Origin of the sequence: Pseudomonas tehranensis (assembly GCF_014268615.1) — a bacterium.
In the GTDB taxonomy this organism is placed as follows: domain Bacteria; phylum Pseudomonadota; class Gammaproteobacteria; order Pseudomonadales; family Pseudomonadaceae; genus Aquipseudomonas; species Aquipseudomonas tehranensis.
This window is the reverse complement of the sequence record NZ_JABWQV010000277.1, coordinates 1-5,930: the sequence shown is the minus strand read 5'-3', so window position 1 is coordinate 5,930 and position 5,930 is coordinate 1. Positions and strand designations below refer to the sequence as shown.

6 protein-coding genes are annotated in these 5,930 nt (G+C 59.9%); 1 reads left to right on the top strand and 5 read right to left on the bottom strand.

Going from position 1 to position 5,930, the window contains the following annotated elements; genetic code table 11:
• Window positions 1-45: 45 nt before the first annotated feature.
• The 4 genes from groL to HU811_RS23900 all read right to left on the bottom strand — a co-directional run bounded on the left by groL (window position 46) and on the right by HU811_RS23900 (window position 3,552).
• The gene (groL, locus tag HU811_RS23915) at window positions 46-1,689 is read right to left on the bottom strand and encodes a chaperonin GroEL (RefSeq protein ID WP_092393133.1); all 1,644 of its coding nucleotides are present in this window, start codon (window positions 1,687-1,689) and stop codon (window positions 46-48) included.
• A gap of 50 nt (window positions 1,690-1,739) precedes the next feature.
• Entirely contained in the window at window positions 1,740-2,033 is a 294-nt protein-coding gene (locus tag HU811_RS23910) for a co-chaperone GroES (protein WP_003204913.1), read from the bottom strand.
• A gap of 244 nt (window positions 2,034-2,277) precedes the next feature.
• Window positions 2,278-2,754 (bottom strand): FxsA family protein, encoded by a 477-nt coding sequence (locus HU811_RS23905; RefSeq protein WP_092393136.1) that lies wholly within the window; start codon window positions 2,752-2,754, stop codon window positions 2,278-2,280.
• Between the two features lie 66 nt (window positions 2,755-2,820).
• A complete protein-coding gene (locus tag HU811_RS23900; protein WP_092457432.1) occupies window positions 2,821-3,552 on the bottom strand; it encodes a HugZ family pyridoxamine 5'-phosphate oxidase in 732 nt (243 codons plus the stop codon).
• A 163-nt stretch (window positions 3,553-3,715) separates the two neighbouring features.
• Here HU811_RS23900 and HU811_RS23895 point away from each other — a divergent pair, with 163 nt between their 5' ends.
• Entirely contained in the window at window positions 3,716-4,474 is a 759-nt protein-coding gene (locus tag HU811_RS23895) for an SDR family oxidoreductase (RefSeq protein WP_092457624.1), read from the top strand.
• 141 nt (window positions 4,475-4,615) lie between these two features.
• Here the strand turns inward: HU811_RS23895 and apbC are convergent, their stop codons facing one another.
• On the bottom strand, window positions 4,616-5,710 hold the full coding sequence (gene apbC, locus HU811_RS23890) for an iron-sulfur cluster carrier protein ApbC (protein ID WP_186658428.1): 1,095 nt from the start codon (window positions 5,708-5,710) through the stop codon (window positions 4,616-4,618).
• Window positions 5,711-5,930 lie beyond the last annotated feature (220 nt).

Below are 5,930 nucleotides of genomic sequence, written 5' to 3'. Positions count from 1 at the left end.
CCTGCTTTCGCAGGCGGGGTTTTTCAGTACAGGGGTAAGGCTGGCTTACATCATGCCGCCCATGCCACCCATGCCACCCATGTCTGGCATGCCGCCGCCAGCTGGAGCGTCTTCCTTGATTTCAGCGATCATCGCCTCGGTGGTGATCATCAGGCTGGCAATCGACGAAGCCGCTTGCAGAGCCGAACGAGTCACTTTGGCCGGGTCCAGGATGCCCATTTCGATCATGTCGCCGTATTCGCCGGTAGCAGCGTTGTAACCGTAGTTACCCGAACCCTGCTTGACCTTGTCGACCACAACGCTTGGCTCGTCGCCGGAGTTGGCAACGATCTGGCGCAGCGGTGCTTCAACAGCGCGACGCAGCAACTGGATGCCCACGTTCTGGTCATCGTTGTCGCCTTTGAGCTCGCTGATGGCCTGCAGGGCACGAACCAGTGCCACGCCGCCGCCAGGTACCACGCCTTCTTCGACGGCTGCGCGGGTTGCGTGCAGGGCGTCTTCAACGCGGGCTTTCTTCTCTTTCATTTCAACTTCGGAACCAGCGCCAACCTTGATCACTGCAACGCCGCCAGACAGCTTGGCCAGACGCTCTTGCAGTTTTTCACGGTCGTAGTCGGAGGAAGTGTCGGCCACTTGTGCGCGGATCTGAGTCACGCGAGCCTGGATATCAGCCTCGACGCCGGCACCGTCGATCACGGTGGTGTTTTCCTTGGACAGGATCACGCGCTTGGCGTTACCCAGGTGCTCCAGGGTGGTGCTTTCCAGGCTCAGGCCGATCTCTTCGGAGATAACGGTACCGCCGGTCAGTACGGCGATGTCCTGCAGCATGGCCTTGCGGCGATCACCGAAGCCCGGTGCCTTGACGGCAGCGACTTTAACGATACCGCGCATGTTGTTCACAACCAGAGTCGCCAGGGCTTCGCCTTCAACGTCTTCAGCCACGATCAGCAGTGGGCGACCGGCTTTGGCAACGGCTTCCAGCACTGGCAGCATTTCGCGGATGTTGGAGATTTTCTTGTCGACCAGCAGAATCAGCGGGCTGTCCAGCTCGGCAACCATGGTGTCCGGCTTGTTGACGAAGTACGGCGACAGGTAGCCACGGTCGAACTGCATGCCTTCTACAACCGACAGTTCGTTTTCCAGGCCCGAGCCTTCTTCAACGGTGATCACGCCTTCTTTACCGACTTTTTCCATGGCTTCGGCAATGATGTCGCCGATGGAGTTGTCGGAGTTGGCCGAGATGGTGCCGACCTGAGCGATGGCCTTGGTGTCAGCGCATGGCTTGGACAGGGCTTTAAGCTCTTTGACAATGGCGATGGTCGCCTTGTCGATGCCGCGCTTGAGGTCCATCGGGTTCATGCCGGCAGCGACAGCCTTGAGGCCTTCGTTGACGATCGATTGAGCCAGTACGGTGGCGGTGGTGGTGCCGTCACCGGCGTCGTCGTTGGCACGGGAGGCAACGTCTTTGACCAGCTGCGCGCCCATGTTTTCGAAGCGATCTTTCAGCTCGATTTCTTTGGCGACGGAAACGCCGTCCTTGGTGATGGTCGGAGCGCCGAAGCTCTTCTCGATGATCACGTTACGGCCTTTAGGGCCCAGGGTCGCTTTTACTGCGTCAGCCAGGACGTTGACACCGGCGAGCATTTTCTTGCGGGCGGAATCGCCGAATTTAACTTCTTTAGCAGCCATGATCGATATTCCTTAAATACTTTGTAGTAACGGGAAAATGAGCGGGGGAATCAGCCTTCCAGGACAGCGAGGATTTCGTTCTCGCTCATCACCAGCAGGTCTTCGCCGTCGACTTTCACTGTGTTGCTGCCGGAGTAAGGGCCGAACACAACCTTGTCACCCACTTTCACGGCCAGCGCACGTACTTCACCGTTTTCCAGAGCCTTGCCTGGGCCTACAGCGAGAACTTCACCGTGGTTGGCTTTTTCAGCAGCCGAACCTGGCAGGACGATACCGCCAGCGGTTTTCTTCTCTTCTTCGCTGCGACGGATGACGACGCGGTCATGCAGAGGACGAAGCTTCATTGTCGATCTCTCCTAATTTTGGTTTTCATCGGCCGGTGTAGTCCCGGCGGGTTTAACAAAAGCCGGCGGAGCCGGATGCGGTTCGTCAAGCGAACCGCGGAAGTCTGTCCAGTGTCGCCACCGGAAACCTTGCGGTGACCCATACATAAGGGCGTACAAGCCGATTTCAAGGGTCGGGTAGAAAATTTTTTACTTCACGAAGCCGAAAACGAACACGGCACCCGAAGGTGCCGTGTCGCTGGTTTTACTTGGGATCGCGGTGCTCGAACTCGCCTTCGATCACATCCGGTTCGCGCCCCACAGGTTCTCGTGGAGTCGGCCCGCCACGGGGCTGAAGGTCGTCGGCGAAGGCTCGCTGGCGAATCGCCTGTTCTTCGGCACGCTGGCGCATTTTATTGGCCAGCAACCGACGGGTGAACGGCAGCAGCATGACCAGGCCCAGCACATCGCTGATGAAGCCAGGCAGGATCAACAGACCGCCACCCAAGGCCAGCATCAGGCCTTCGAGCATAGTCTGGGCAGGCAGCTCGCCACGGTTCAGGCTTTCACGGGCACGCAAGGCCGTGGCGAGGCCGGCGATGCGCAGCACGAACACGCCGAGCATCGAGCCGAGAATGACCAGCAGCAACGCCGGGAAAAACCCGATCGCACCGCTGACCTTGACGAATACGAACAGCTCCAACACCGGGAACAGCAGAAAGAGCAACAAAAAAGGGCGCATCAAAAGGTTCCTCAACGCAAGAATGCCTTGCTATCAAACCCTAAATGACGTCGCCCTTTCGTGAATTCAAGCGTCAGCCTCAGCATTTTTTGGCCATTGCTCGGCGTGAGCCAGATAAACCAAGGCTTCGCGCACTTGTGTCGGCGTATTGCAAGGCGCTGGAAACGCCAACCAGTACAGGGCCTGACCGATCCGCAAGTGCATGCCTTCGCTGTCGATACCGGCCAGTTGCGCAGGTTCGGTTGCGGGCAGACCGGCCAGTTCGACGTAATGCGCGATAGCCTTGGCATGGTCGGCATTCATGTGGTCGATCATGCTGGCTTCGGCCTTGCCGACGAAGGGGTTGGCCAGGGTGATCTGGTCGATCCAGTGAATGGCCCCAAAGCCACCGATGTAACGATGACGCACCGGGTGGAGCACCCAGAAATCGAAGTCATGGGCCTTGTGGTAGTTCTGCGATTCAGGGAAATAACGGTAGTAACGTTCAGCGGCGGCGTCGATGGCGACGTTGTCTTGCAGCTTGCGCGCCTCGGCCAGATAAGTCAGGCGCCCTACGGCCTGCACATCCTCGGCCCCTCGCTCACCGACGAGCATTGAACACTTGGGGTCCTTTTGCAGGTTGTGGGTGTGTTGGGCGATGCGGCTGATCAGGATCAGTGGACGGCCTTGGTCGTCCAGGCAATAGGGCACCACGGAGCCGAACGGGAAACCGGGCATGGATTTGGAATGGGTGGAGAGCATTCCACGGTATTCCTTGAGCAGCAATTCTCGTGCATGCTTGGCAGCTTCAACGCTCAATTTATGACTCCTTTGATCAAATCCGTCTGGAAACGGTCAGGCGACTGGAGCAATGTACCAGCGCGCCTTTGGGCAGTTCTCGTGTGCAACCGGGCTACGCCGTCGCAGATCGAGAGGCCAGTAAAAGGACATCCTCCAACCGTTCTGCAATCTGGACATGCGAATGCAACTCACCGACAAAGTAATCATTATCACCGGCGGTTGCCAGGGTCTGGGCCGCTCCATGGCCGAGTATCTCGCTGGCAAAGGCGCGAAGCTCGCCCTGGTCGACCTCAATCAGGAAAAACTCGACCAGGCGGTTGCCGCCTGCGCGGCCAAGGGCGTAGAGGCCCGGGCTTATCTGTGCAACGTCGCCAATGAGGAGCAAGTGAGCGACATGGTCGCCCGGGTCGCCGAGGACTTCGGCGCGATTCATGGCTTGATCAACAACGCCGGGATCCTGCGCGACGGCCTGCTGCTCAAGGTCAAGGACGGCGAAATGAGCAAAATGAGCCTGGCCCAGTGGCAGGCAGTGATCGACGTCAACCTCACGGGTGTCTTCCTGTGCACCCGCGAAGTGGCAGCGAAAATGGTCGAGCTGAAGAACAGCGGCGCGATCATCAATATTTCGTCGATCTCGCGCGCTGGGAACGTCGGCCAGACCAACTATTCGGCGGCCAAGGCCGGTGTCGCGGCCGCCACCGTGACCTGGGCCAAGGAGCTGGCACGCTACGGCATCCGCGTTGCCGGCATCGCGCCGGGCTTCATCGAAACCGAAATGACCCTGGGCATGAAACCCGAAGCCCTGGAAAAAATGACCTCTGGGATCCCGCTCAAGCGTATGGGCAAACCCGAAGAGATCGCCCATTCGGCGGCGTACATCTTCGAGAACGACTATTACACCGGCCGGATCCTGGAGATGGATGGCGGGTTGCGGATCTAAGCATCTGCACACAACCAATTGTGGGAGCGAGCCTGCTCGCGATAGCGTCGGATCAGTCAACCTTGATGTGACTGATACACTGCTATCGCGAGCAGGCTCGCTCCCACATTGAATTGCAGTTCAGCCGATCAATCGTCGCTATCAATCGTCGCTGACGGTGATGTTTGGCATCGCCGGCGTGGCGGCTTCCTGCAACACGATCCGCGCGCCCACGTGGCGGGCCAGTTCCTGATAGACCATGGCGACCTGGCTGTCCGGCTCGGCAATGACCGTGGGTTTGCCACCATCGGCCTGCTCGCGAATCAACATCGACAGCGGCAGCGAGGCCAGCAGTTCGACGCCGTACTGGCTCGCCAGTTTCTCCCCGCCGCCCTCGCCAAACAGATGCTCGGCATGCCCGCAGTTCGAGCAGATGTGCACGGCCATGTTTTCCACCACACCCAGCACCGGGATGTTCACTTTGCGGAACATCTCCACGCCCTTGCGGGCGTCCAGCAGGGCCAGATCCTGCGGCGTGGTGACGATCACCGCGCCAGCCACCGGGACTTTCTGCGCCAGGGTCAGCTGGATATCCCCGGTGCCTGGCGGCATGTCGATCACCAGGTAATCCAGATCGCCCCAGGCGGTCTGCGTCACCAGTTGCAGCAACGCGCCGGAAACCATCGGCCCGCGCCAGACCATCGGCGTGTTGTCATCGGTCAGGAAAGCCATGGACATGACTTCCACGCCATGGGACTGGATCGGCACGAACCACTTCTGATCCTTGACTTGTGGCCGGGTGCCCTCGGCAACACCGAACATGATGCCCTGGCTCGGACCATAGATATCCGCGTCGAGAATCCCGACCTTCGCGCCTTCACGGGCCAAGGCCAGGGCCAGGTTGGCGGCGGTGGTGGATTTACCCACGCCGCCCTTGCCCGAGGCCACGGCGATCACGTTCTTGACGTTCGCCAGCCCCGGCACTTGCGCCTGGGCCTTGTGGGCAGCGATCACGCTGGTGACGTCGACTTTGGCGGCGACCACACCGTCCAAGGCCTCGATCGCCATCTGCAGCATCTGCGCCCAACCGTTCTTGAACAGATCGGCGGCGTAGCCGATTTCCAGTTGAACGCTGACGCGATCCCCCTGGATGTCGATGGCGCGCACGCATCCGGCGCTGACCGGGTCCTGGTTCAGGTAAGGGTCGGTGTACTGGCGAAGAACGGCTTCCACCGCTGCGCGATTGACGGCGCTCATGGGCAACTCCGATAACAAGACTTGAAAAACAGGCCGCTATCCTACGCCCCACGCTCCCGCGTGGCGACCCGATTAAGGGCGGCGAACGCTCTTGTGGCGAGGGAGCTTGCTCCCGCTCGGCTGCGCAGCAGTCGCAATGGGCTGATGTGGTTTGCCTGCATGCCTGAGACTGACAGCTTTGGGGCGGCTTCGCCGCCCAGCGGGAGCAAGCTCCCTCGCC

What these genes read in the sequence shown, in the direction of transcription:
- HU811_RS23895 (WP_092457624.1), top strand. Translation starts at nt 3,716, where the DNA reads ATGCAACTCACCGACAAAGTAATCATTATCACCGGCGGTTGCCAGGGT.
- apbC (WP_186658428.1), bottom strand. Translation starts at nt 5,710, where the DNA reads ATGAGCGCCGTCAATCGCGCAGCGGTGGAAGCCGTTCTTCGCCAGTAC.
- groL (WP_092393133.1), bottom strand. Translation starts at nt 1,689, where the DNA reads ATGGCTGCTAAAGAAGTTAAATTCGGCGATTCCGCCCGCAAGAAAATG.
- HU811_RS23910 (WP_003204913.1), bottom strand. Translation starts at nt 2,033, where the DNA reads ATGAAGCTTCGTCCTCTGCATGACCGCGTCGTCATCCGTCGCAGCGAA.
- HU811_RS23905 (WP_092393136.1), bottom strand. Translation starts at nt 2,754, where the DNA reads ATGCGCCCTTTTTTGTTGCTCTTTCTGCTGTTCCCGGTGTTGGAGCTG.